Source organism: Corynebacterium sp. UMB9976 (genome assembly GCF_030212265.1).
In the GTDB taxonomy this organism is placed as follows: domain Bacteria; phylum Actinomycetota; class Actinomycetes; order Mycobacteriales; family Mycobacteriaceae; genus Corynebacterium.
In genome coordinates this window covers 57,790-80,290 of the sequence record NZ_JASODY010000008.1, presented here as the reverse complement: position 1 = coordinate 80,290, position 22,501 = coordinate 57,790, and the positions used below count along the sequence as shown (strand labels likewise).

Sequence of the window (22,501 nt, the reverse complement as noted above, 5' to 3'; positions counted from 1 at the left end):
CTTCCCGGCTGCTGCCCGGCTGCTGCCCCGCCGGTCGTCCCCCGACGCCACAAGTGTCCCGACGTGGGGAGAGTGGGATTACCCCCGTCCTTGGCCTTCGTTGAACAATCCTCTAAGGTGACCTAAATCACTGATGGAAAGGTGCGACTATGACCACGAATCCCAAGCAGGCTGAAACAAAGCCCGGAGTAGCCTCCACCCCAGCGGATAGCACTGACGCCAAGGCCACTAAGGCAAAGCGACGCGCCGCCCGCGCAACCACGATGGGCGCCATGTTCCTGATGGCCACCAGCGCCATTGGGCCCGGCTTCATCACGCAGACTAGCGTGTTCACCGTCCAGCTGGGGGCGGCCTTCGCCTTCGCAATTCTGGTCTCCATCCTCGTCGACATTGCCATTCAGCTCAATGTCTGGCGCGTCCTCGGCGTCTCCGGGATGCGTGCCAATGAGCTCGGCAATGCCGTTCTCCCAGGCCTCGGCTGGATCATGGGCGCGTTCGTCTTCGTCGGCGGCCTGATCTTCAACATCGGAAACATCGGTGGTGCCGGCCTCGGAACGAACGCGATGCTCGGCGTCGACCCCATCATCGGTGGCGCGATCTCCGCGCTGGTCGCCGCCCTGGTCTTCCTCTCCAAGTGGGCCGGCGCGGCCCTCGACCGCATCGTCGTGATCCTTGGCGCCCTGATGATCCTGCTGATGATCTACGTGGCCATCGTGTCCGCCCCACCCGTCGGCGAAGCCCTGAAGCAAACCGTGGTCCCGGACGAGATCGACTTCGTCATCATCACCACCCTGATCGGCGGCACCGTCGGCGGCTACATCACCTTCTCCGGCGCCCACCGCCTCATCGACTCCGGCCTGACCGGCCCGGAGCACGCCAAGGACATCACCCGCGTCTCCGTCACCGGCATCCTCGTCACCGGCGTGATGCGCACCCTGCTCTTCCTCGCTATCTTCGGCGTCGTCGCGTCCGGCGTGGCCCTGTCCGGCGACAACATCGCCGCCGATGCCTTCCGCGCCGCCGCCGGCGAGATCGGCGTCCGCTTCTTCGGCATCGTCCTGTGGGCCGCGGGCCTGACCTCCGTCATCGGTGCGTCCTTCACCTCCGTGACCTTCGTGACCACGCAGAAGATCGCGCCACGCACCCGCAACTTGCTGACTCTCGCGTTCATCCTGGTCTGTACCGTCGCCTACGTCGTGCTCAACCAGGCGCCGCAGAAGCTGCTGATCTTCGCCGGTGCATTCAACGGCCTGATCCTGCCGATCGGCTTCGGCGTGGTGCTGTGGGTGGCCTGGCGTCGCCGGGACCTGCTGCAGGGCTACAAGTACCCGGTGTGGCTGTGGTCCATCGGCGCGATCACCTGGCTACTGACCCTCTGGCTCGGCTGGCGCTCCCTGTCCGGGATCGCCGCCATGTGGGCCTAAGCGAGGTGGGGTTGAGATGAGCACCAGCACGCACGAGATGTCGCCGGCGGCCGCCCGTGCCGCCTTCCGTGCTGGCCTGGCCGTCCCATCCGCCGGTTACTCGGATGGTTACGCGCAGGCCAACCTCATGGTCCTGCCGAAGGAATACGCCTTCGACTTCCTGCTCTTCGCCCAGCGCAACCCCAAGCCTTGCCCCATTCTCGGGGTGCTGGAGCCGGGGCAACTGAACTCCGAGCTGCTGCCCGGCGGGGACATTCGCACCGACATCCCGAAGTACCGCGTCTACCGCGACGGTGAGCTGGCAGGCGAGTACCAGGACGTCACCGAGTTCTGGCGCGACGATCTCGTCAGCTTCCTCATCGGCTGCTCCTTCACCTTCGAAGGTGCCCTGCTGGATAACGGCATCCCGGTCGCCCATATCGAGCAGGGGCGCAATGTCCCGATGTATAAGACGTCCATTCCGACCGCCCCCGCCGGGAGGTTCCACGGTCCGCTGGTCGTCTCGATGCGGCCGATCCCGGCGTCCCAGATTGCGGACGCCGTCCGGGTGACCTCCCGCTACCCGGCGGTCCACGGTGCGCCGGTGCACGTGGGGGACCCAGCCGCGATCGGTATTAGTGACCTCGCGTCCCCCGACTACGGCGACGCCGTCGAGATCCCGGACGGGCACATCCCGGTGTTCTGGGCCTGTGGTGTGACCCCGCAGGCCGCGGTGATGGAGGCCAAGCCCAGCCTGGCGATCGCCCACGCGCCGGGGCACATGCTGGTCACCGACGCTCGTGACCTGCAATACCAGGTTCCCTAAAACGCGTCCTTTCGGCGCAAGGGGGATAGTGGGGCCAGAGGGTTAGTGGGAGAGGTACTTCTGAACCGCGGTGGGGGTGGAGATGAGCGAGTCTTCCAGGATGTCCGCGGCCTCGTTGAAGTCCATCCTCTCGAGGGCGTCCATGACTTCGCGATTCTTTGCCACGAAGGGGGCATGAAACTCGGGCTCCGCCTCCAGGACTTGGAGGAAGGCCAGGCGCATGAGCGCGAGAATGCGGTCCATCATATCTTCGACCATCGAGGAGCCCACCCCAGCGACGATGACCCGGTGGAAGCGCTGGTTCGCGTCCGCGACCTTCACCAGGTCCCCCTCCTCGAGGGCCTGTTCTGCCGCTGCGACGATCGTCGAGAGGCGGGGGACGTCCACATCCGCGGTGCGCAGCGCATTCGGTTCGATGAAGGCGCGGGCGGTATAGAAGTCCGCGACATCTGCCACGGTGGGCTTGGCGATGAACACGCCACGGTGGTGGATTCGGGTCACCAGGCCCTGGCTAGCGAGCTCGGCGAAGCCTTCGCGCAGGGTATTTCGAGACACGTCCAAGTGCTCAGCGAGCTGCACCTCGTTGAGCTTTTCCCCCGGCTGATAGCGCCCGCGGGAGATCTCCTGGCGGAGTTGATTGGCGACCGTTTGGGACCTCATGATGAACAATCCTAGGCAACGCCGCTGCAGGGCACGAAGCCAGGACGCGGTTAAGGGGGCAACCTAGCGCATAGGACGAGGCCCCACGGGGCGGATCAACACCCGTGGGGCCTGGCGTGCGAGGGGAGAGCTAGGCAGTAGCGTGAGCCGCTACTAGCCCGTTTTTGAGCCTCTAGCTGATCCGGGCCAGGACCTCGCCCTGAGCCACGGAGCCGCCCTCGGCGATATCAGAGCGACGCAGCGTGCCCGCAGTCGGCGCCTTGACCGGGGATTCCATCTTCATCGCCTCGATGATCGCCACGGTGTCGCCCTCCGCGACCTCAGCGCCGTCCTCGACCTTCCAGCTGATGAGCACACCAGCGTAGGGGGAGGTGATGGCATCTTCACCAGCCGGTTCGGATGCAGCGGAACCGGCGGAGCTCTGCGCTGCCGCGCTCTCAGATCCGGCCGCCCCCTGCGCTGGGGCCGCGCCCAGCCCGGAGAGCACGCTCATCGGCAGGCCCACCCGGTGCAGCTTGCCGTCGATCTCGATGTTGACTTCCGTGCGCTCCGTGTATGCGGCCTCCACGTCAGTGTTGCCATCCCCGAAGCCCGGGACGTACTCCTTATCCACCCAATCCGTGTACACATCCAGGTGATCCTCGGCGAAGGCCGGGTGGTGGATGATGTCCTTGTGGAACGGGATGACCGTGCGCACGCCCTCGATCTTCAGGTCCCGCAGCGCCTCCTCAGAGCGGCGCAGCGCCACTTGGCGGTTCGGACCCCACACGATGAGCTTCGCGATCAGCGAGTCGTAGCTGCCTGGGATGGTAGACCCGGAGCGCACGCCGGTGTCGACGCGGACGCCGGGGCCGGTTGGTGGCTCGAAGGTCCGGACCAGACCCGGGCAGGGGACGAAGCCGTTCGCGGCGTCCTCGGCATTGATGCGGAACTCAAAGGCGTGGCCGGTCGGGACGGGGTCGGCGTCGAAGGAGAGCTCCAGGCCAGCGGCGATGCGGAACTGTTCCTGGACGATGTCCACCCCGGAGACCACCTCGGTGACCGGGTGCTCGACCTGGACGCGGGTGTTGACCTCGAGGAAGGAGACGGTGCCGTCCTCGGCGACGATGAACTCCACCGTGCCAGCGCCGGTGTAGCCAGCCTCGCGGCAGATCTCGCGGGCGCCTTCGTAGATGGACGTGTTCTGCTCATCAGTCAGGAACGGCGCCGGGGCCTCCTCGACGAGCTTCTGGAAGCGGCGCTGCACGGAGCAGTCGCGGGTACCGACGATGCGGACGTTGCCGTGGGTATCCGCCAGCACCTGGGCCTCGACGTGGCGCGGCTTGGTGAGGAACTTCTCCACGTAGCACTCGCCGCGACCGAAGGCTGCCTTGGCCTCGCGGCCCGCGGAGGCGAAGCCCTCCTCGATATCCGCTTCCTCGTGCACGACCTTCAGGCCGCGACCACCGCCACCGAAGGCAGCCTTGATGGCGATCGGCATGCCGTGCTCGGCAGCGAAGTCCCGGGCCTCCTCCCAGCTCTCGATCGGCTGATCGGTGCCGGGGGCCAGCGGGGCGCCGACCTTGGTGGCCAGCTGGCGGGCAGCGACCTTATCGCCCAGGGTCTCGATGGCCTCCGGGGAGGGGCCGACCCACACCAGCCCGGCGTCCTGCACGGCGCGGGCGAAGTCTGCGTTCTCGGCGAGGAAGCCGTAGCCCGGGTGCACGCAGTCCGCGCCGCTGCGGGCCGCGATGTCCAGCAGCGCTGGGATGTTCATGTAGGTATCGGCGGCGGATTCCCCGCGCAGCGGGTAGGCCTCGTCCGCAAAAACGGGGTGCTGGTTATCGGCATCCGCGTCGGAGTACACCGCGACCGACTCGATGCCCAGGTCGCGAGCGGCGCGCGCGATGCGCACGGCGATCTCGCCACGGTTGGCGATGAGAACCTTCTTCAGCGGCAGTGCTGGGGTCGGTTGTTCGTTGTAGAAGGTGCTCACTGTTCTTCCTCCTGGGTATCGGTGTTCTGGTCGGTGGGGTTGATCGGCAGTTCTGCCAGCGTATCGGGGTCGACGGCACGGAAGGTGACGGTGCTGCCGGGCGGGAGCTGACCGGCGGCGTCCATGTCCTCTGGGATGACCGTCGCGATGACGGGGTACCCGCCGGTGACGGGGTGGTCGGCGAGGAAGAGCACGGGCAGGCCATTGGGTGGGACCTGAATGGAGCCGGGCAGCATGCCTTCGCTAGCCAGCTCCTCCTCGCGCTCGCGGGTCAACTCGGCACCCTCGGGGCCGGTCATGCGCAGCCCGATGCGGTTGGACTGGCCAGAGACCTCCCAGGTTGTGCTGAGGAAGTCCTGCACGGTCTGCTCTGCGAACCAGTTGTCGCGGGGGCCGAGGACGCAACGCAGGGTTGCGGCGTTCGTGCTGTCCGCCGGGTTGAGGATGGTGGGGTCCACCGCGGTGCGCGTGGCTTTCCCGGCCTTGAGTACGTCGCCGTCCGCAAGTGGTGCCGGCCCCATTCCGGATAGGACGTCACTCGCGGCGGAATCGAGGACGGTATCCGTGGCGAGCCCGCCGCGGATCGCCACGTAGCTGCGGGCCCCGGTGCCGGTGGGGTGCACGGCGAGCTCCTCGCCCGCGAGCAGCCCGATCGGCTGCGCGAGGGTCTTGGTTGCCTGCTGTCCGCTGCGGGTGCTGACCTCCACCGTGGCCTCTGCACCGGTGACCGCGAGGACGGTGTCCACGTTCGCGGTGATGCGCAGTCCGCCGATGTTCTCAATCACGGCGGCGCTGGAGCGGTTGCCCACCGCGGCGTTGGCTGCGCGGGCGCTCGCCCGGTCGAGCGCGCCGGAGCGGGTCACACCAATATCGCCGTGGCCCGGGCGGCCGCGGTCCTGCACGAGGCTGAGCAGGCCGGCGTCCGTGAGTGTCGCGACCGGGCGACCAAGGATCGCCGCCTGGGTGCGGTTGTGCTGGGAGGCCGCCTTGCCGGACCCCGCATTCGAGGACGCCGCGCCGCTGGCCTCGGCGCGGACCGCGCGGTAACGCACGATATCGCCGGGGTTCAGCAACGCCGGGTGTTCGGCGCTTGGGTCCCACATGGGGGTCTTGGTGTGGCCGAGCAGCTGCCAGCCACCGGGGGACTGGCGCGGGTAGACGGCGGAGAACTCGCCGGCCAGGCCGACCGCACCCGCGGGCACCGCGGTGCGGGGGTTGGCGCGCCGGGGCACGTTCCACTCGAAGTTCTCGGCCCCCTCGCTGGTGCTGGCGTCGGCAGGCACGCAGTAGGTGAAGCCGGGCGCGAAGCCACCGAAGGCGGCCATCCACGCCTGGCTGGTGTGGCGGTTGATGAGTTCCTCGGTGCTGATGCTCAGGTGCTCGGCGGTGCTGGCCAGGTCCTCGCCGTCATAGATCACGTCGATCGTGACCTCACGTGGGGTGGTCTGGCCAGCAGCAGCGGGGGAGAACCCGGCCAGCGTTTCCACCGCACGCTGGGCATCACGCGGGGTGGCGAACTCCAGCAGCACGGTGCGGGCGGCGGCGATGGCCGAGGTCTGACCGGCCAGCGGCTGGGCCGTCAGCGCGGCGTGCCAGGTCATGACCTCCGCGAGGTCGGGTAGGTCGACCAGGAGAGCGCGGGTGCCCGCCCGGTGGATGGTGCGCGGTGCCAGGGATGCGTCGGTCATAGGAAGGACCTCACTGCAATGCCTTCGCTATCCAGTCGGGCAGCGATGTGCTCGGCCATGGCGACCGCGCCGGGGGAGTCCCCGTGGATGCATACGGATTCGGCCCCGATGCTGATCTCGCTGCCGTCCACTGCGGTGAGAGTGCCCTCGGTGGCGAGGCGGAGGACACGCTCGGCCACGGCGTCCGGGTCGTGGAGGACGGCGTTGGACTCGCGGCGGGAGACCAGGGTGCCGTCCGGGTTGTAATTGCGGTCAGCAAAGGCCTCACGGACGGCGCGCAGCCCGGCGGCCTCGGCCTTCTCGATCGCGATGGAGCCGGGGAGCAGCAGCAGGGGCAGGTCGCCGAAGGCCTTCACTCCGTCGACGACGGCCTGGGCCTGGGCCTCGTGGTGCACGATCGTGTTGTAGAGCGCGCCGTGGGGCTTGACGTAGGAGACCTTCGTGCCGCGCGAGCGGGCCAGTGCGTCGAGGGCGCCGATTTGGTACAGCACCTCGTCTGCAAGCTCGGCGGGAGCGTAGTCGATGAAGCGGCGGCCGAAGCCGGGCTTGTCGCGGTAGCCGACGTGGGCTCCGATGGTCACGCCGCGCTCGGCGGCAGCCTCGAGGGTCTTGGCGATGTCGTGCGGGTCACCGGCGTGGAAGCCGCAGGCGGTATTCGCAGAGGAGACGACGCGGATCATGGCTGCGTCGTCACTCACCGGATTGCCGGCGTTTGATTCTCCGAGATCGGCGTTTAAGTCGATGAACTGTGCGGAGGTCAAAAGGATCAGCTCCTCCAGAAATTGTTGAACAGTACCTCGAGTGTACGCTGCGTCACGTTTCTGGCGAAGCTGGATGCTGCTTCTCGGGGGTTCTACCCCGTGCGCTGCTGATGAGTCGCCGGCGATCCCATGCCGGCTGCGAGCTACTTGCCCTGGTCGGACTTGAGGAACTGTTCGGCAAGCCCGCGGAGGATGCTGATTCCTTCGTGAAGGGCCGAATGCTGCTCATCGGAGAGCTGCTCGAGCGCTGCGGCGACGACCTCGTCGCGGGCGCGGTTGGCCTTTTCTGCGACCTCTTTGCCGTGCTGGGTGAGTTCGACGCGGACGATGCGCCCGTCCTCCGGCGTCGAGACGCGGCGCACGTGGCCCAATCCCTCGAGGCGGGAGACATGCTGGCTCATCGTCGGCTGGGCGACGTCCTTAGCTTCGGCGAGTTCGGACATCGTGAGCGGGCCGTCTTCCAGCGCGTTCAGCGTGGCGAGCTGAGAGGTGGTGATACCGGAGACGTGATCGACGCGGCGGAGCATATCGACGCTTAAGCGGATCGATTCGCGCGTTTCGGCGGCGAGGTCAACGAGGCGATCGTTGGAGTTCATGGCACCAGGGCTTTCGGGCTCAGGGTGTGGTCGCCTGCTAGGGCGGTGTGGTGAGGGGGTGTGCGGGGCGGGCTGGCCCGCCACGCTTGGGAATTGTCATCCCGTTGTTGAGGGTGTTTATAGCCTATTTGCGTTCGTCGCGCAAAACCACGAGGCTGTGGCGATCCTTCTGGACTTCCTCCCAGCGGTCAACCAGACCCTCCAGGCGGCGCCACTGATTCGACGGGATCGCCCGCTCGGCGTCCTTCCACACCTTCTCGTCGCTGGTGCCCCAGGCCACCGGCATCGGCAGTACCTCCTGGAACAGCTCCGAACTGCGGGAACGCTGAGCGCCCGTCACTGCCATCGACGGAACCCGAGCCCCCACCTCGCGCGGCACGCCAGGGATGGAGGTCACGGTGCGCGCAGCCAGCGCCGGCTCGATCAGGTTCGGGTTCGGGTTGGCCTTCGCCTTCGTGCTGGCGTCCACCAGGGAGAGCAGCACCATGTCGCGCGGGTTGACCTTCGCGATGATCGCCGGAGCCAGCTGGTACATGTCGTAATACTGCTGCGGGCTGCCCATCGCTTTCGGAAGTGCGGGGATGATGATCCAGCACAGGGCGCCGAAGATGCCCAGCGAGATCGTGAAACCGATCGTGCGCCCCTGCCAGCCATTGACGGCCACCAGGATGGCGATGATCACGAACATCAGTGCGCCCAGGATCGCGGCGGAAATCTGCAGGCGCTTGGCATCCCGGAAGAACTCATTGTGCTTCCGCGCGTAGTCCTCCTCGACGGGGACATGAAACTCAGTCATTGCTGAAATGTGCCTTCCTTATTAATTATTTTCCACCGGATCCGGCAGGTCCGCCGCATCCATGATGCCGTAGCCATAGCCCTGCTCAGCGAGGAAACGCATGCGGTGGGCTGCGTAGTCAGCATCGAGCGTATCCCGGGTGACAACGGTATAGAAAAAGGCGCCACCACCATCCGGCTTCGGCCGCAGGATGCGACCCAAGCGCTGCGCTTCCTCTTGCCGGGACCCGAATGTGCCCGAGATCTGGATCGCCACGCTCGCCCCCGGCAGATCGATCGAGAAGTTCGCGACCTTGGAGACCGCCAGCGTCGTGATCTCCCCGTCCCGGAACTGCTGGTAGAGCTTCTCCCGCTTCGTGGTGCTGGTCTTGCCGTCAATGACGGGCACATCCAGCTCCTCGGCGATCTCCTCCAGCTGGTCCACGTAGGCGCCGATGATCAGCGCAGGCTCCTCCGGGTGCATAGCGAGCAGCTTCTTGACAACGCGGTTCTTCGCCGGGGTGGTGGCCGCTAGCCGGTACTTATCGGCCTGCTCGGCGGTCGCATACACCATCCGCTCGGATTCGCTGAGCTGCACGCGCACCTCAGTACAGTCCGCCGGCGCGATCCAGCCCTGGGCCTCGATGTCCTTCCATGGGGCGTCATAGCGCTTCGGCCCGATCAGGCTGAATACGTCGCCTTCGCGGCCGTCCTCGCGCACCAGGGTGGCGGTGAGCCCCAGACGGCGGCGAGACTGCAGGTCGGAGGTCATGCGGAACACCGGGGCAGGCAGCAAGTGAACCTCGTCGTAAATGATTAAGCCCCAGTCACGGGAGTCGAACAGCTCCAGCGCCCGGTATTCGCCCTTCGACTTCCGCGTGACCACCTGGTATGTGGCGATGGTGACGGGGCGGATCTCCTTCTTCTCACCGGAGTACTCGCCGATTTCATCCTCCGTCAGGGAGGTGCGGCGCACTAGCTCGTCCTTCCACTGCCTGCCCGCGACGGTGTTCGTCACCAGGATCAGGGTGGTGGCCTTCGCCTTGGACATCGCGGCCGCGCCGACCATCGTCTTGCCAGCACCGCAGGGCAGGACGACGACGCCGGAGCCACCCTCCCAGAAGCTGTCCGCGGCGAGCTGCTGGTAGTCGCGCAGCTCCCAGTCCTCATGCTCCGTGGACAGGTCGATCGGGTGCGCCTCGCCGTCCACGTAACCGGCCTCGTCCTCTGCCGGCCAGCCAACCTTCAGCAGTTCCTGTTTGAGCCGGCCCCGCTCGGAGGGGTGGACGATGACGGTGTCCGCGTCGATCTGCTCGCCCAGCATCGGCTTGATCTTCCGGTGTCGTTGGATCTCCGCCAGGACGGCGGCGTCCCGGGACTCGAGCACCAGGCCGTGTGCGGGGTGCTTGACCAGGGTGAGCCGACCATAGCGGTCCATCGTCTCCGCGATGTCGATCAGCAGGGGTTGGGGGACGGGGAAGCGGCTGTACTCCTCCAGTACGTGGACGACCTGCTCGGCGTCGTGGCCGGCGGCGCGGGCGTTCCACAGAGCCAGCGGGGTGATGCGGTAGGTGTGCACGTGCTCTGGGGCGCGCTCCAGTTCCGCGAACGGGGCCAGCGCGTTGCGTGCCTCCTGCGCCTTCGGGTGGTCGATCTCGAGCAGCACGGTCTTATCCGACTGCACGATCAAGGGGCCGTCGCCGATGGGCAAAGCCGTTGTCCTTTCCTTGGAAGACGTGTTTTCCCGGCGTGAAAACTGGTTTCACGTGCCGGGGCATGCGTGGCTTTTGAGTCCCGCGGGTGAGGCAGGGGCTCAAAAGCGTCAAAACTCCAGGCTAGCGCGATGGGACGGAGACTGCGACCACTCGGTGCGGGTGCACCGTGAAGGTCTCACCGTCCGGCTCGCTCACGGCGGTGATCTGCGTGGCGGTCACCATCACCACCGAGATCCACGCGCTCACCGTGGAGCCATCCGCCTCCGCGTAGCTCAAACGCGCCTGGTGGCCCGAGGTATAGGCCTGACGCAGCGCGGATAGCGCGGCGCGGGGCTCGGTCAGCGTGACCTCGTCGCCCTCGTGGGCGTTGCTCTCGATATTCGCTGCCCGGCGGTAGCTTTCGATCTCGGCTGCGATGGCTTCCCGTAGCTGCGAGTCGGTATGCCGGCGGGATCTTCCCTGCACGCGGTGCGGCACGGAGCTGTCGCCGCTAGCCGTGGCGTCCTCCGGGGTGCTGCCCGAGAGCTGGAGGCCTCGTTCGGCGTCTTCGATGAGGTAGCGGATGGACTGCGGCACCGCCGGCAGCCCGCCCGGGGTCATGGTCGAGAGGAACTCCGAGATCTCCTCGCTGCGGTGCCCGCCGCGGAACGCGGACTGCAGGCTCGCCTTCGTGATCCGCCAGACCGACGCGATGCCGGAGGACTCCTGAACCGCGATGGCGCGCAGCATCGCCGCGTCCGCCGGGGCCAGCAGGCCTGGCGCCATGACGGTGTGATCGCCCTGAATGATGAGGTATTTCACGGGGGAGGGGAGGAGCTCGTCCAGGCGCGCTGCCAGCGCGGCGACGGGGTCGTCGTCCGTGCCGTGGGGGCCAACTGGGACGTCGACGTCAGCGTCGTCATCGTTGTTGTTCGGGGAACCGCCCTCGTCTGGGTCACTGGCGGCCGCAGCTGCGCTCCGGGCGGCCCGCGCCTCAGCGGCCTCGCTGGCGATTTTCAACGCCGACAGCGCTGCCGTGGGCTCGCCCAACGCGGTGAGCCCAAGATCCACCGACTCCGCGACGATCGCCTCCAGCCCCGCCGCGGTCGTGCCCCAGGCCTGGAAGGGCTGCACACGCCACAGCTGATCGGCCAGCTGCGCGGTGCTCGTCGTCGTACCCGTTGGCGTCCTAAAAAGGAAGGGGAACAACTGACGGAGGTGTGCCGCATTCGGGTCCAGCAACTCCTCCTGGAAGGCGCGGACGTCCAGCGCCTCAGCGTGCCAGGGGGCGTAGGGGCTAGCGTGCCAACCGAGCAGCAGCATCGCCCACTGCGTAGCCAAGGAGGATTCGAGGAAGTCCATGGCGGGCTCGGTCGGCGCCCAGACTGGGCCGTCTCCGGCGGGAGGGTGCGCAAAACCAAGATCCACCAGGCCGGCTTCGTATGCCAGCGTGAGGCGGCGGGCGACCTCCTCGGAGTCGGTACCCCAGCGGCGAGCGATGCGGTTCATCTCACGGACCCCGATGCCGCCGGACATCAACGGCTGAATGGGCTCGGAGCCCAGCTCCTCCAGCAGTTCGGTTAAGTCCTGGATCGTCTGGATGACGTTCGCGACCGCCGTGGCCGAGGCCTGACTATTCGGGTCAGTGGTCGAAGGCTCGGGCGCCGAATCCTCAGACGCTGCCGGGTCAGGGGCCCCGGTATCGCCGGTAGCTGGGTTGATAGGGCGCGCCGGGCGGAAGTCCCCGCCGGGCTCGGCGATGAGGGTGCCTCGCAGGTACTGCGCGACCCGGCCGCTTAACCGAGCGGTGTTCTCGTCGATCTGGTCCAAGATCCCGGTGCGCACCAGCGTGGGTAGTGGCTGGTCAGGGTCTGCACCCGGCCGCAGGGACTCGGAATGGCCCACCCCGCCCGCGTTGTTGAGGGTGCTGAGCAGGCGGCGCTGGCGGTCGGGGAGGGCCTCCACCGCGCCGGGTAGTTCCGCCGTGGGGATGGGGCAGCGGTTGCAGTCAGCGAGCCGCCACAGTTCCCGGACCGAGGGGTGGAACATGGTCGTGAGGGGTCCGGGCAGTTTGAGCAGGAGCGCGTCCAGGGCGTCGGGGTCGGAAGGCTGCTCCGACTCGGGGAAGAGTGACCACTCGGGGCCGTAGATCAGGCCCCACGACGCGCAGGAGCGCATGGCTGCCAGCAGATCCCCCTGGCTGGGGCGGCGCTCGGCCGGTGTGCCAGCGATGTCCAGCAGTTCTGTCGCGGTCGCGATGATGTCGCTGGCGCTGACCCATTCGTGGGTGGAGTCCAGCTCGAAGCCGGAGTGCAGCACAAGCAGCTCGATGGCAGAGAGGAAGCGCACGCTGGCGCTATCGAGCAGCGTGTCGTCCAGCGCTCCCGCCGCGCCTGCCTGCGTGTCGGAGCCGGCGTGATAGGACGCCCCGCGGGCGGTGGAGCCGAGCTCGGAGAGTGGGGTGGGGGCGAGCAGGTCGATCGCCCCGCGGCTGTGGAGCCGGCCCAGGAGCCCTGCTAGTGATGCGTAATCCTGCCCCAGCAGCCATGCGGGATAGCTCAGGGGTGGGTTTAACGCGTCGTCACGGGGAGATTCGGGGCCAGTCATAGGCACACCATTCTAGTGGACTCGCCCAACCCGTGCCCGCTGACGGCTTAGCGCGGGGTTTTCCCAAAAGGGTGGGTATGGCAGCTGTTTTTCGGCTCCTATGGTGCGATTTTCGGTGTGATGTGAGAAACTCAAACTATGGCGAACGTTGAAAAGAAAAAAGGCTATGTAGACCCGGCGTGGCCGACTGATATTCCAGAGGGTCAGCACGCTGTCACCGAGCTGGTGGCTTTCTCGGCAGGCGCTCTTTCCCCTTATGGCGAGATCGAGTGGCCGGTGGACTCCTCCACTCTCCCGTACGTGCACCCAGACACGGTGATCAACCGCTAAGAGCGCATTCTCGCTGTGGGGTTGAAGCACTCCACGGCGGTTTTCGCGTTCCCTGCTGACAGCATCAAGTGCTAGCTGCCACTGGCACGAGCGGTTGGCAATAACAGGCAATAGCAGCAGCCCCGGTCGGCGAGTTCATTTCTCGCTGGCCGGGGCTGTTTGCTGTTCGGCTTTGAAGCGTTGAGCTTAGAGGCCGAACTGGTTCAGGATCTGCTGGGCCTGAGCAACGCGGGCGTTGTGCGCGTTGAGGTGGTTGTTGAGGGTCACGCGGTGAGCCTTGTAGAACTCCTCGACCGGTGCCGGGATCGCCAGGCCGGCTGCCTCGAAGCGGTCGACGATGTGCTGGTAGGCCTTATCGATCGCCAGGACGTCCTTCTGCTGGGCGAGCTGGGAGACAGCCTTCTTAGCCTCGGCCTGCGGTGCGGCCTTCTTCGGGGCTGGCTTCGCGGAGACGTTGCGCGGAGTCGGGGCGGAGTTCAGCCCCAGCTGTGCGGAGCATGCCGGCCATGCGCCCCAGCCCTGGCCAGCCAGGACCTTCTCTGCGACAGCGATCTGCTGCTCGCGGGTTGCCTGGTATGCGTACGGCGCGTACTTCTGGCCACCGTATGCGGACCAGGTGGACGGGGAGAACTGCAGGCCACCGTGGTAGCCGTTGCCAGTGTTGATCTGCCAGTTGCCGCCGGCCTCACACTGAGCCAGGCGGTCCCAGTCGGAATCCGGTGCAGCAGAGGCTGCCGGAGCGAACGCAGCGGCGCCTGCGGAGAGTGCGGCACCTGCGACGGCGATGCGGCCGACGGTGGAGATGGAGTTGCGCTTCGAGTGGCGTCCCATTTTTCTTGAGTTTCCCTTCCGGTGGCCGGTCCCGTGACCAGGCCGAAAACCGTTCGTTTCGTGTTCTCTTACTTCAATGGTGCGCCGTGCGAATCTGCGCGACGCTGTGAGCTATTGCTCTGTGCTGAGAACACACGCTAGCCGTTTATAACGAAATAGTCACGTTCTTCGGAAAGAAAACCCGCCGCCCGCCCTGCGATGCGTCCTCATAAAACGCCTCTGACCTGCCGGTTAACGGAAAATAACGAATCGTAACTTTTTCCTGGATTGTGACGTGTTTCACCGGGTGGGGTGGGGTCTCGGCGCATTGATGCCCCACGCAGTGGCCTGCATTACGGATTGTGCATTCGGTGGGCCAGCCTGCTAATTTCAGCTTCTTCAGTAACCCAGGGGTGCGCGCAGAAGCGGGTATCCTGGAGGCTTAACGCCGGGCGGGACCGCACACCCAACGTGCGGAGGCTGCCTGTGGCGCCCGCCCCACGGCGCGTGGAACTTCGCGGGAGAGACCGCACAGCGCGCCAAGGTAAGGAAGAGAAGAAAGGTGAGGCAACATGCCAGTCGGTAAAGTTCGTTGGTTCGACGCCGACAAGGGCTTCGGCTTTGTATCCAACCCTGGTGAGGAGGACGTCTACGTCGGCCGCCAGGTTCTGCCCGAGGGGGTCACGGAACTCGTCCCAGGTCAGCGCGTGGAATATGAGTTTGTGGCTGCCCGTCGCGGACCACAGGCGCTCAGCTTGACCATTCTGGACGCCGGTCCCCGCCGCGCCCAGCACCGCTTTAAGCCAGAGCAGCTGGCTGGCATGGTGCAGGACACCATCAACCTGTTGGACTCCGAGGTTGTTCCGGTCCTGCAGGCGGGGCGCCGACCGGATCGCCGTGACTCTCGCCAGATCGTCGAGATTCTTCGCACTATCGCGCGCGAGCTCGATTCCTAACCCCCGTTAGCCCCTAATAACACCCTTGCGCCCCGGCAATGCCGGGGCGTTCCTTTTGCTCTGGCTGTTATTTTCCGGCCGGGGAGATGGCCCATACCGTGGCCACGGGGGTCTCCTCGCCGTCAGCGTCGCGACCGACGAGCAGGGAGTGGATTTCCACCACGGTGAGCTCGGGGTTGGATCCGTCGGACTTCTTCTTCTCCGACTTCAGCCGCACCGTGGTCTCGGTCGTCTCGTTGGCCTTGTGGTACTGCTCGTCGTTCGCGCCCGGGTCGTCGAAGATGCTGAGCATTGCCCAGTCGTGGTCGTAGACATCCTCCGGGATGCGGAGGGTGATCTCCTCCTGGCCCTTGAAGTCCAGCTCGAAGGGCTTTCCTGGCTCGCAATCGGGGTCGTCGATCTCGCAGGCCGAATACGGTGGGATTTCTACCTCTTCGTCCCCGACGACGGCGACGACGCGCTGGTTTTCCGGCAGGGTTCCCTCGCGGTTGTTCTGCCACCAGTTCACCGCTAGTACGGCGCCGACGATCACCACGACGAGCGCGAGAATGCTCAGCATGGTGATCAGCTGCTTGCGCTGCTCTGCTTTGCGGCGCTGCTTCGCGCTGGGGCGGGAGCGCTGCGGTGCGCCCTCCGCCGGGGTCGGCTTGCTTGCGTTGGCTCGCTTGAGGAACTGCTCGGTGTCCTCGGGACGCGGTTGAGAGTTAGAAGAGTTCACGGCTACTCATGCTAACTTGCGCCGACGCAAAGTCGCAGTGGCTGCCCCTGCCGGGCGCACCCCCGCAGCGTGCGATCGGAGAATACCTTGAGGAGGGGAGTGGCGGCCCGTAGCTCCTACGCGGGCTCGAAGGTGACCTCGTACATCGTGTCCCACAGCTTCCCGGTCAGGTAGAAGCGGTCGGTTCCCGGCACGTGGGCGATGCCGTTGAGGACGTCGACCCCGGCCTGCCGAGCGGTGGGCACCAGCCCCGTCATGTCCACGACCCCGGTGACCTCCCCGGTGGCGGGGTCGATGCGGTAGATCTCGTCGCTCTGCCAGACGTTGGCCCAGACCTCGTTGTCCCGGCAGTCCAGCTCGTTGAGCATGGTGGTGGGCTCGCCGCCGCGCGTGACATCCACACTGCCTGTGGCGGCGAAGCTTTCCGGATCCCGGAAGGTCAGCGTGCCGGAGCCGTCACTCATCACCAGTTGCTCCCCGGTGGAGCAGATTCCCCAGCCCTCACCGTCGTAGTGGACCTGGTCAAGCTCCTCGAGGGTGTTGGCATCCCGCCGGAATGCGGTGTTTTCCTTCCAGGTCAGTTGCCAGACGGTGGCGTGACCGTCCTTACCGACGTGGCGGGTGACTCCTTCGCCGAAGTAGCGGTGGTCGAGGTCGTGGCTATCGGACTGCTCGCCGTCGACGGTGCTGTGGTAGATCCGGGATTCGCCGTTGCGGCCCGTCCCCACCAGGATTTTTCCTTCGTCCACGACCTCCACGCCCTGGGTGAAGCTGGTGGCATCCCACGGGTGCTCGGCGATCACGGTGGCCTTGAGCTGCGACGGCTGGCGGGCGCCTTCCTCCATCGTGGCGGTCCCAGTGACTTGGGCATCCTCGTCGTCGGCGGAGCCGCAGCCGGTCAGCAGGCCAGCGGCGAGTACCGCACCGATCGTCAGCCGGACAGTCCGGCGCGCGGAACGGGCAAAAGCTGCAGTGATCATGGCCTCCATTGTGCCCCAGGCGCTGGGCTGTGCCCCGCTCGGTGGCGTGCAGGGCATAATGGGAGTGATGACTAAGCACAGGAAACAGCGTGACCAGCTGCTCTTTAGCGCCGAGGCCCGGGAGGTCGCCCGGGAGGTAATCACGGAAGCCGCCGAGGGGGAGGTGGGCGAGCACCTCGGGGTGAAGGTTCCGCCGCGCCAAGGGCAGGACTCCGGGCACGTGGCCATTCACCGCTTCGCGAGCCTCACCCCCGGATATAAGGACTGGGAATGGATCGCGGTGCTCGCCGCGGTGCCGGGCAGCCAGGAGATCACCGTCAACGAGGTCGCCCTCCAAGCAGGGGCGAAGGCCGAGCTCGCGCCCGAGTGGGTTCCCTACGAGGACCGCGTGCGACCGGGGGACCTGGGCCCCGGCGATACCCTCCCGCCTCGGGAGGACGACGAGCGCCTGGCGTCTTGGGGCGAGCTGGAAAAGGACCGGCGCGCTGAGCTGGAGAACTTCCCCCGCAACCAGAAGGCGCCACAGGCGCTGAGCGCGAAGGGACTGGCCGAGACCCTGCAGCGGTGGCGTAAGGGCAACTTCGGCCCGAACTCCGAGTTCGCGGAGAAGGCAGCGATGAGCTGCAAGACCTGCGCTTTCTACCTGCCGATCAATAACCCCGATACTCAGTTCGGCATGTGTACCAATGAATATTCCGCCGATGGGCGCGTGGTGCACGCGACTTACGGCTGCGGCGCGCATTCGGAGACGAAGGAGGAGTTCGACTCCACCGGTGGCCGCGAGTACGGCGCCTTCGACGACGGGCTCTAAAGGCGCCATGCTTAGCGCAGCGCTAATGCTGCCCGCTGCCGCATCCCTACCTCACCGATCGGACATGCCTTGAGGCAGGCGCTGACCGCAGCCCTGCCACCAGCCCCGGCCACCCCCGAGGCGCTCGTGACGATAGTTGCAGAATCTTGGGGCGAAGTGAGAATCTCTTAGGCGAAATAACACTGCGTCCGAAGGGATTTTGCTCGTCCATGTCCACCTCCGCCGCCTCATCAGATTCGGCTCCACCGCAACAGCCCGCCTGCAGCGGGTTGGATCGCTTCTTCCACATCACGGAGCGTGGCTCCACCATCCCCGACGAGATCCGTGGTGGTGTGGTCACGTTCTTCGCGATGGCCTACATCATCATCCTGAACCCGCTGATCCTGGGTACGGGAGCGGACGTCAACGGTGACGTCCTGGGCACCTCCCGCGTCGCCGCGGTGACGGCCTTCGCTGCTGGTGTGATGACGATCGCCTTCGGTGTGATTGCCAAGTATCCCTTCGGCATCGCTGCCGGCCTGGGCATTAACACCCTGGTCGCGGTCACTTTCGTCGCGACCGAGGGTCTGACCTGGCCGGAGGCCATGGGCCTGGTGGTCATCGACGGCATCATCATCGTGCTCCTGGCCATCACCGGTTTCCGTGAGGCGGTCTTTAACTCGATCCCGGCCAGCCTGAAGGCCGCGATCGGCGTGGGTATCGGCCTGTTCATCGCCATGATCGGCCTGGTGGACTCCGGCTTCGTTCGCCGCGTCCCGGATGCCGCTGGCACCACCGTCCCGGTCGGCCTGGGTATCAACGGCTCGATCGCTACCTGGCCGACCCTCGTCTTCGTCCTCGGTCTGCTGATCTGTGGCGGGCTCGTGGTCCGCAAGGTCCGCGGTGGCCTGTTCATCGGCATCGTCATCAACACCATCATTGCGGTCGTCATCGAGGCGCTCGCGCCGTCGGGCGCGTCCTTCGAGAACGGCGAGCCGAACCCGAAGGGCTGGTCCCTGTCCGTGCCGACGCTGCCGGACTCCGTGGGTGGCCTGCCGGACCTCTCCCTGCTGGGTGCGGTCGACCTCCTCGGTGCTTTCTCCCGCGTGGGCGTGCTCGCAGCGTCCCTGCTGGTGTTCACGCTGGTGCTCGCGAACTTCTTCGACGCCATGGGAACGATGACGGCGCTGGGTAAGCAGGCCAAGCTCATGGATGACGAGGACCGCCTGCCGAACCTGAAGACCGCCCTGGTCGTCGAGGGCGCGGGTGCGGTCGTCGGTGGCGCGGCGTCTGCCTCCTCCAACACCGTCTTCGTGGACTCTGCATCCGGTATCGCCGACGGTGCCCGTACCGGCCTGGCCAATGTCGTTACCGGCCTGCTGTTCCTCGCCGCGATGTTCCTCACCCCGCTGTACGAGATCGTCCCGATCGAGGCCGCGGCGCCCGTGTTGGTGATCGTTGGTGCGATGATGATGTCGCAGGTCAAGGACATCGACTTTGGCGATTTCTCTATCGCTCTGCCGGCGTTCCTGACGATCGTCGTCATGCCGTTTACCTACTCCATCGCCAACGGCATCGGCGTGGGCTTCGTGACCTACGTGGTGATGTCCGTGATCGCGGGCCGCGCGAAGAAGGTCCACCCGCTGCTGTACGTCGTGGCGGCCCTGTTCGTCGTGTACTTCGCGGTGGATCCGATCCTGGGGGCGATTAGCTAGTGCATCTGGCCCCGATCGCCATCACCGACCCGGCGGACCCGCGGTTGGACGATTTCCGGGATCTCAATTCCTCGGATTCGCGGCCCGATCTGCCGGGAGGCAAGGGGCTGGTCATCGCGGAGGGCTCGCTGGTCGTGCCACGGCTGTTGGCATCGGGGTACCCGGTGCGGTCGGTGGTCGGTTTCGAGGGCAAGCTCTCCGTTCTTCAGGACGTCACCTGCTCGGCGTCTCAGCCGGCCGGCGGACCAGTGGTCTACCAGGTCTCCCGCGACGTGCTGCGGGAGGTTGCGGGCTTCGACATGCACCGCGGCCTGGTAGCCGCGGCGGACCGCATCCCGGAGCGTTCGGTGCCGGAGGTCCTGGCGGGGATTCCCGCAGGGCCGAGCGTGATCGCCATCCTGGAGGGCGTGGGAGATCACGAGAATATTGGCGCGGTGTTCCGCAACGCCGCGGGCCTGGGGGTGGATGCAGTGCTCTTCGGGGCGGCAACGGCTGATCCGCTGTATCGCCGCGCGGTGCGCGTGAGCATGGGGCACGTGTTGCGCGTGCCGTGGGCGCGGTTTTCGGGGAAGACGACGAACTGGCAGAACGGCTTGGACGCGGTCCGTGAGGCGGGCTTTCAGATCATCGCGATGACCCCGGACACGGAGCTGAGCTTGGCAGACGCGGTGCATGCGGTGCGCCGCGAGCAGGGGGAGGGGGCGCGCATCGCGATCATGGTCGGTGCCGAAGGCCCGGGTTTGACCGAGCACGCGATGCGCGCGGCTGATGTGCGGGCGAAGATCCCAATGATGCCGGGGACGGACTCCCTGAACGTGGCGACGGCCGCCGCAATCGGCTTCTACGCCAGCCGTTACTAGGGGAGGGCTGTGGGCCCTAGAACGGGCCGGTGCGTGCGCTAGTTCCTGCCGGTGTTGCGCGCCAGGCGCTGGGCCTCGTCGCGGAGCTTGCGGCCCATGTTCTTGATCCCATAACGGCCACCCCAGGCCTGCTTGGCGCCACGCACGGCGAGCCTACCGGTGGCGGCGGCGACGTCCTTCGCGAGCTCGGCTGCCGGCTTGACCTCAGTATTCGACGTGCCACCTGGGGTGTAGTCGTCGTAGCTGGCGCCGTCGTCGGTGTCGGACAGCCCGGAGTCCTCGGCGGAGGACGAACGCACCCCAGCGATGCGGGAGGGGTCGGTGGTCCGTGACTTCGTCTCCGGGCGGCCGTCGGTCGCGAAGGCGCTGATGTGGATGCTGGGGCCCGAGCCGTCGGTGCGGAAGCCCAGCCACTCCTCGGCAGCGGCCGCGGCGATCTCGTGGGGGATAAACGGCAGCTGGATGCCCGTGGCCTCGGCGTTGCCCTCCCAGAAGGGCATCTCGAAGGGCATCGGAAGGCCCACGTCCTCCAGGATGTTCTCCCGGGTGGCGCTGAACGCCCGCTTGAGAGTGCCGCCGGACCAGTGGGCGAAGCCACCCAGGCCTGCGTAGGTCTGGGAGTCCTCGGATTCGCCGGCGTCCTCGGGCACGTAGGCCGTGGCGTACACGTCCGCGGCAGCGACGAGGTTGCGGTAGTTCTCCGGGATCTCGGAGAGGCGCAGCAGGCCCGGCATGATCGTCTGCACGACCGAGACCTCAGGGAACGCACCGATGTAAAACTCGTGGACATCGGGGGAGGTGCTGCGCGTCATGTCGAAGTCCCCGATGTGCGTGAGCGGCCAGGCCGGGTTGACTTGGGAGAGGTACTTGCGGGCGAAGCCACGGTCGGGGGCGGGTTCGGCGTCCAACACGCTGCGGGGATCCGCCGCGTTAACGAACCACAAGGTGACCAGCGTGTGCGGCTGGGTGATGACGTCACCCTGGTTGGGGTTCGCGGTGTCTTCGGCCATGGCTTTACCCTATCGACGGTGTGCTTTAGCGCTTCTTCTTCGGATTGGTGCGCACGCCCAGCAGGACGTCCTCCCAGTGCGGGGTGACGGCCTTGCGGCGGCGCTTTTTGCCCTGCTCCTCGGTCGGGTGGAGAAGGAAGTCTTCACCCTGCTCGGCACCGGACTCGGCAGCGTCGCCGCCCGCCGGTGCGTTGCTGTGCTCCGGTGCACGCTGATCCTCGCGGTGCGCGGGCGTCGTGCCGCCCTGGGTGTTGGCGAACAGGTCGTGGGCGCCAGCGGCCGGGTGGCCACCACCGCCTTCGGCGTTGTCCACTGGGTGCAGCGGGGTCACGCTGCGTACCGGCTGGGAGAATCGCGGATCCACCAGGTCCCGGGCCACGGAGTCCAGCGGGTGGACCAGGTTGTGGCCACCGGTGGCGGAGGGCTCGAAGAGGAACTCAGCGGAGTGCGTGTTGGTCTGGCCAGCCGCGGCCTTCGCCCAGCTGACGGTCACAACCCACTGCCGGGACTGATCCTGGTGAGCATCCCACTGGGTATCAGCGACGTTCTCTTCGCGCGCGGCGAAGGCGGTGCCCAGCGCCTCCCACAGCGTGTGTTCAGATGTGCCCTCGCTCGTGGCTGGGCGGGCCGAGCGGGCCAGCTCCGCGATGCGGGAGCGTTCCTGCAGGATGGGCCACGCATAGGGCTCGATGCGGGACTCGTCCGTATCCGCTTCCTCGGCGAGTTCTGCGATGCTGGCGCCGTGGCGAACCCGGTCCTGGATCACGCGGGGGCTCAGTGCGATGCGGGTGCGGTGCGGTCGCCCGCTGCCCGCCTTGGTTCCGAAGCCCTTGCGGACGCGCTCCTCATCTGCGGACTCCTGTTCGGTTTGGCGGGCACGCTCGCGCTCGGCACGGGCCCGGGACTCGTTTTCCCGCAGCTCGGAGAAAGCGGCGGCCAGCCCGTCACCAGAGGTGCCGGAACCGGCGTCGTCCTCCGAAGCATCCTTCGCTTCGGCATCCGGAGCCTCGGTGCCTGCTACCGAAACCCCAGCAGCGTCCACGACCTCCTCAGAGCCGTGCTCGGAGCCCGACTCGCTGTTCTCAGCAGTGCCCAGCAGCTCGCGCAGTTCGTCGGTGACCGCGAGGAAGAACTCTTCGGCGGGCTCAGCCCCCGCCGGTGCCTCGGCGGGGACGAAAACCAGCGACTGAGCATCGCTGTCAGTCGTTACCAGTTTCAGTTCCCTCATTGGGGCCTCCTCACGCCTAAAAATCACTCTTAATAACTTTAACGAAGATTGCCTGCCGGCGTGCCGCAGTCACCGTGGTTGGCTGGGTGCGAACCCCCAGGCAGGTACGTCGGCGCCGGC

The 22,501-nt window shown here is 66.7% G+C and carries 20 protein-coding genes; 7 read left to right on the top strand and 13 right to left on the bottom strand.

Translation table 11 applies throughout. The annotated features are described in order from the left end of the window. Nucleotides 1-149 precede the first annotated feature (149 nt). Both QP140_RS05615 and QP140_RS05610 read left to right on the top strand, forming a co-directional pair. On the top strand, nucleotides 150-1,424 hold the full coding sequence (locus QP140_RS05615) for an NRAMP family divalent metal transporter (protein ID WP_284758616.1): 1,275 nt from the start codon (nucleotides 150-152) through the stop codon (nucleotides 1,422-1,424). Between the two features lie 16 nt (nucleotides 1,425-1,440). Further along, complete coding sequence (locus QP140_RS05610) at nucleotides 1,441-2,229, top strand: putative hydro-lyase (RefSeq protein WP_284758615.1); 789 nt, start codon at nucleotides 1,441-1,443, stop codon at nucleotides 2,227-2,229. Between the two features lie 42 nt (nucleotides 2,230-2,271). Here the strand turns inward: QP140_RS05610 and QP140_RS05605 are convergent, their stop codons facing one another. The 8 genes from QP140_RS05605 to QP140_RS05570 all read right to left on the bottom strand — a co-directional run bounded on the left by QP140_RS05605 (nucleotide 2,272) and on the right by QP140_RS05570 (nucleotide 12,984). Then, complete coding sequence (locus QP140_RS05605; RefSeq protein ID WP_284758614.1) at nucleotides 2,272-2,889, bottom strand: GntR family transcriptional regulator; 618 nt, start codon at nucleotides 2,887-2,889, stop codon at nucleotides 2,272-2,274. A 172-nt stretch (nucleotides 2,890-3,061) separates the two neighbouring features. After that, nucleotides 3,062-4,864 carry an acetyl/propionyl/methylcrotonyl-CoA carboxylase subunit alpha gene (locus tag QP140_RS05600; protein ID WP_284758613.1) on the bottom strand — a complete coding sequence of 601 codons (1,803 nt, stop codon included), beginning with the start codon at nucleotides 4,862-4,864 and terminating at the stop codon, nucleotides 3,062-3,064. Continuing rightward, the gene (locus QP140_RS05595; RefSeq protein WP_284758612.1) at nucleotides 4,861-6,552 is read right to left on the bottom strand and encodes a 5-oxoprolinase/urea amidolyase family protein; all 1,692 of its coding nucleotides are present in this window, start codon (nucleotides 6,550-6,552) and stop codon (nucleotides 4,861-4,863) included. Before QP140_RS05595 ends, QP140_RS05600 begins: the two co-directional genes overlap by 4 nt. Further along, nucleotides 6,549-7,313, bottom strand: coding sequence for a LamB/YcsF family protein (locus QP140_RS05590; RefSeq protein WP_284758611.1), 765 nt, complete (start codon nucleotides 7,311-7,313; stop codon nucleotides 6,549-6,551). The genes QP140_RS05595 and QP140_RS05590 overlap by 4 nt, the downstream gene beginning before the upstream one ends. 143 nt (nucleotides 7,314-7,456) lie before the next feature. Next, on the bottom strand, nucleotides 7,457-7,909 hold the full coding sequence (locus tag QP140_RS05585; RefSeq protein WP_284758610.1) for a MarR family winged helix-turn-helix transcriptional regulator: 453 nt from the start codon (nucleotides 7,907-7,909) through the stop codon (nucleotides 7,457-7,459). Nucleotides 7,910-8,033: 124 nt separating this feature from the next. Continuing rightward, nucleotides 8,034-8,705 carry a DUF3239 domain-containing protein gene (locus QP140_RS05580; RefSeq protein ID WP_148812793.1) on the bottom strand — a complete coding sequence of 224 codons (672 nt, stop codon included), beginning with the start codon at nucleotides 8,703-8,705 and terminating at the stop codon, nucleotides 8,034-8,036. Between the two features lie 21 nt (nucleotides 8,706-8,726). Beyond that, nucleotides 8,727-10,394 (bottom strand): DNA repair helicase XPB, encoded by a 1,668-nt coding sequence (locus QP140_RS05575; RefSeq protein ID WP_284758609.1) that lies wholly within the window; start codon nucleotides 10,392-10,394, stop codon nucleotides 8,727-8,729. A 124-nt stretch (nucleotides 10,395-10,518) separates the two neighbouring features. Continuing rightward, nucleotides 10,519-12,984: a helicase-associated domain-containing protein gene (locus QP140_RS05570; RefSeq protein ID WP_284758608.1), complete on the bottom strand. Its 2,466-nt coding sequence runs from the start codon at nucleotides 12,982-12,984 to the stop codon at nucleotides 10,519-10,521. Between the two features lie 138 nt (nucleotides 12,985-13,122). On the opposite strand from QP140_RS05570, the gene QP140_RS05565 reads away from it, so the two are divergent. Further along, complete coding sequence (locus QP140_RS05565) at nucleotides 13,123-13,314, top strand: hypothetical protein (RefSeq protein ID WP_012360804.1); 192 nt, start codon at nucleotides 13,123-13,125, stop codon at nucleotides 13,312-13,314. A gap of 186 nt (nucleotides 13,315-13,500) precedes the next feature. On the opposite strand, the gene QP140_RS05560 is transcribed toward QP140_RS05565, so the two are convergent. Beyond that, a complete protein-coding gene (locus QP140_RS05560) occupies nucleotides 13,501-14,145 on the bottom strand; it encodes a resuscitation-promoting factor Rpf1 domain-containing protein (RefSeq protein WP_284758607.1) in 645 nt (214 codons plus the stop codon). A 551-nt stretch (nucleotides 14,146-14,696) separates the two neighbouring features. Between QP140_RS05560 and QP140_RS05555 the strand changes: the two genes are divergently transcribed. After that, nucleotides 14,697-15,080, top strand: a complete 384-nt coding sequence (locus tag QP140_RS05555) for a cold-shock protein (RefSeq protein WP_015381883.1) — start codon at nucleotides 14,697-14,699, stop codon at nucleotides 15,078-15,080. Between the two features lie 67 nt (nucleotides 15,081-15,147). Here QP140_RS05555 and QP140_RS05550 read toward each other — a convergent pair whose 3' ends face one another. Continuing rightward, the gene (locus tag QP140_RS05550) at nucleotides 15,148-15,798 is read right to left on the bottom strand and encodes a DUF2771 domain-containing protein (protein ID WP_012360801.1); all 651 of its coding nucleotides are present in this window, start codon (nucleotides 15,796-15,798) and stop codon (nucleotides 15,148-15,150) included. A 116-nt stretch (nucleotides 15,799-15,914) separates the two neighbouring features. Next, nucleotides 15,915-16,787 carry a glutaminyl-peptide cyclotransferase gene (locus QP140_RS05545; RefSeq protein WP_284758623.1) on the bottom strand — a complete coding sequence of 291 codons (873 nt, stop codon included), beginning with the start codon at nucleotides 16,785-16,787 and terminating at the stop codon, nucleotides 15,915-15,917. Nucleotides 16,788-16,845: 58 nt separating this feature from the next. Between QP140_RS05545 and QP140_RS05540 the strand changes: the two genes are divergently transcribed. The 3 genes from QP140_RS05540 to QP140_RS05530 all read left to right on the top strand — a co-directional run bounded on the left by QP140_RS05540 (nucleotide 16,846) and on the right by QP140_RS05530 (nucleotide 20,143). Beyond that, complete coding sequence (locus QP140_RS05540) at nucleotides 16,846-17,589, top strand: DUF3027 domain-containing protein (RefSeq protein WP_284758606.1); 744 nt, start codon at nucleotides 16,846-16,848, stop codon at nucleotides 17,587-17,589. Nucleotides 17,590-17,798: 209 nt separating this feature from the next. Further along, nucleotides 17,799-19,283, top strand: coding sequence for an NCS2 family permease (locus tag QP140_RS05535; RefSeq protein WP_284758605.1), 1,485 nt, complete (start codon nucleotides 17,799-17,801; stop codon nucleotides 19,281-19,283). Continuing rightward, a complete protein-coding gene (locus QP140_RS05530; protein ID WP_284758604.1) occupies nucleotides 19,283-20,143 on the top strand; it encodes a TrmH family RNA methyltransferase in 861 nt (286 codons plus the stop codon). Before QP140_RS05535 ends, QP140_RS05530 begins: the two co-directional genes overlap by 1 nt. A 38-nt stretch (nucleotides 20,144-20,181) precedes the next feature. Here the strand turns inward: QP140_RS05530 and QP140_RS05525 are convergent, their stop codons facing one another. Both QP140_RS05525 and sepH read right to left on the bottom strand, forming a co-directional pair. Beyond that, nucleotides 20,182-21,153 carry a DUF6928 family protein gene (locus tag QP140_RS05525; protein ID WP_148812776.1) on the bottom strand — a complete coding sequence of 324 codons (972 nt, stop codon included), beginning with the start codon at nucleotides 21,151-21,153 and terminating at the stop codon, nucleotides 20,182-20,184. 25 nt (nucleotides 21,154-21,178) lie between these two features. Then, on the bottom strand, nucleotides 21,179-22,381 hold the full coding sequence (gene sepH, locus QP140_RS05520; RefSeq protein WP_284758603.1) for a septation protein SepH: 1,203 nt from the start codon (nucleotides 22,379-22,381) through the stop codon (nucleotides 21,179-21,181). Between the last annotated feature and the right edge of the window lie 120 nt (nucleotides 22,382-22,501).

Coding starts and splice junctions, on each gene's coding strand:
- QP140_RS05565 (WP_012360804.1), top strand. CDS start 13,123: ATGGCGAACGTTGAAAAGAAAAAAGGCTATGTAGACCCGGCGTGGCCG.
- QP140_RS05540 (WP_284758606.1), top strand. CDS start 16,846: ATGACTAAGCACAGGAAACAGCGTGACCAGCTGCTCTTTAGCGCCGAG.
- QP140_RS05615 (WP_284758616.1), top strand. CDS start 150: ATGACCACGAATCCCAAGCAGGCTGAAACAAAGCCCGGAGTAGCCTCC.
- QP140_RS05595 (WP_284758612.1), bottom strand. CDS start 6,552: ATGACCGACGCATCCCTGGCACCGCGCACCATCCACCGGGCGGGCACC.
- QP140_RS05535 (WP_284758605.1), top strand. CDS start 17,799: ATGTCCACCTCCGCCGCCTCATCAGATTCGGCTCCACCGCAACAGCCC.
- QP140_RS05560 (WP_284758607.1), bottom strand. CDS start 14,145: ATGGGACGCCACTCGAAGCGCAACTCCATCTCCACCGTCGGCCGCATC.
- sepH (WP_284758603.1), bottom strand. CDS start 22,381: ATGAGGGAACTGAAACTGGTAACGACTGACAGCGATGCTCAGTCGCTG.
- QP140_RS05525 (WP_148812776.1), bottom strand. CDS start 21,153: ATGGCCGAAGACACCGCGAACCCCAACCAGGGTGACGTCATCACCCAG.
- QP140_RS05605 (WP_284758614.1), bottom strand. CDS start 2,889: ATGAGGTCCCAAACGGTCGCCAATCAACTCCGCCAGGAGATCTCCCGC.
- QP140_RS05610 (WP_284758615.1), top strand. CDS start 1,441: ATGAGCACCAGCACGCACGAGATGTCGCCGGCGGCCGCCCGTGCCGCC.
- QP140_RS05585 (WP_284758610.1), bottom strand. CDS start 7,909: ATGAACTCCAACGATCGCCTCGTTGACCTCGCCGCCGAAACGCGCGAA.
- QP140_RS05545 (WP_284758623.1), bottom strand. CDS start 16,787: ATGGAGGCCATGATCACTGCAGCTTTTGCCCGTTCCGCGCGCCGGACT.
- QP140_RS05570 (WP_284758608.1), bottom strand. CDS start 12,984: ATGACTGGCCCCGAATCTCCCCGTGACGACGCGTTAAACCCACCCCTG.
- QP140_RS05555 (WP_015381883.1), top strand. CDS start 14,697: ATGCCAGTCGGTAAAGTTCGTTGGTTCGACGCCGACAAGGGCTTCGGC.
- QP140_RS05580 (WP_148812793.1), bottom strand. CDS start 8,705: ATGACTGAGTTTCATGTCCCCGTCGAGGAGGACTACGCGCGGAAGCAC.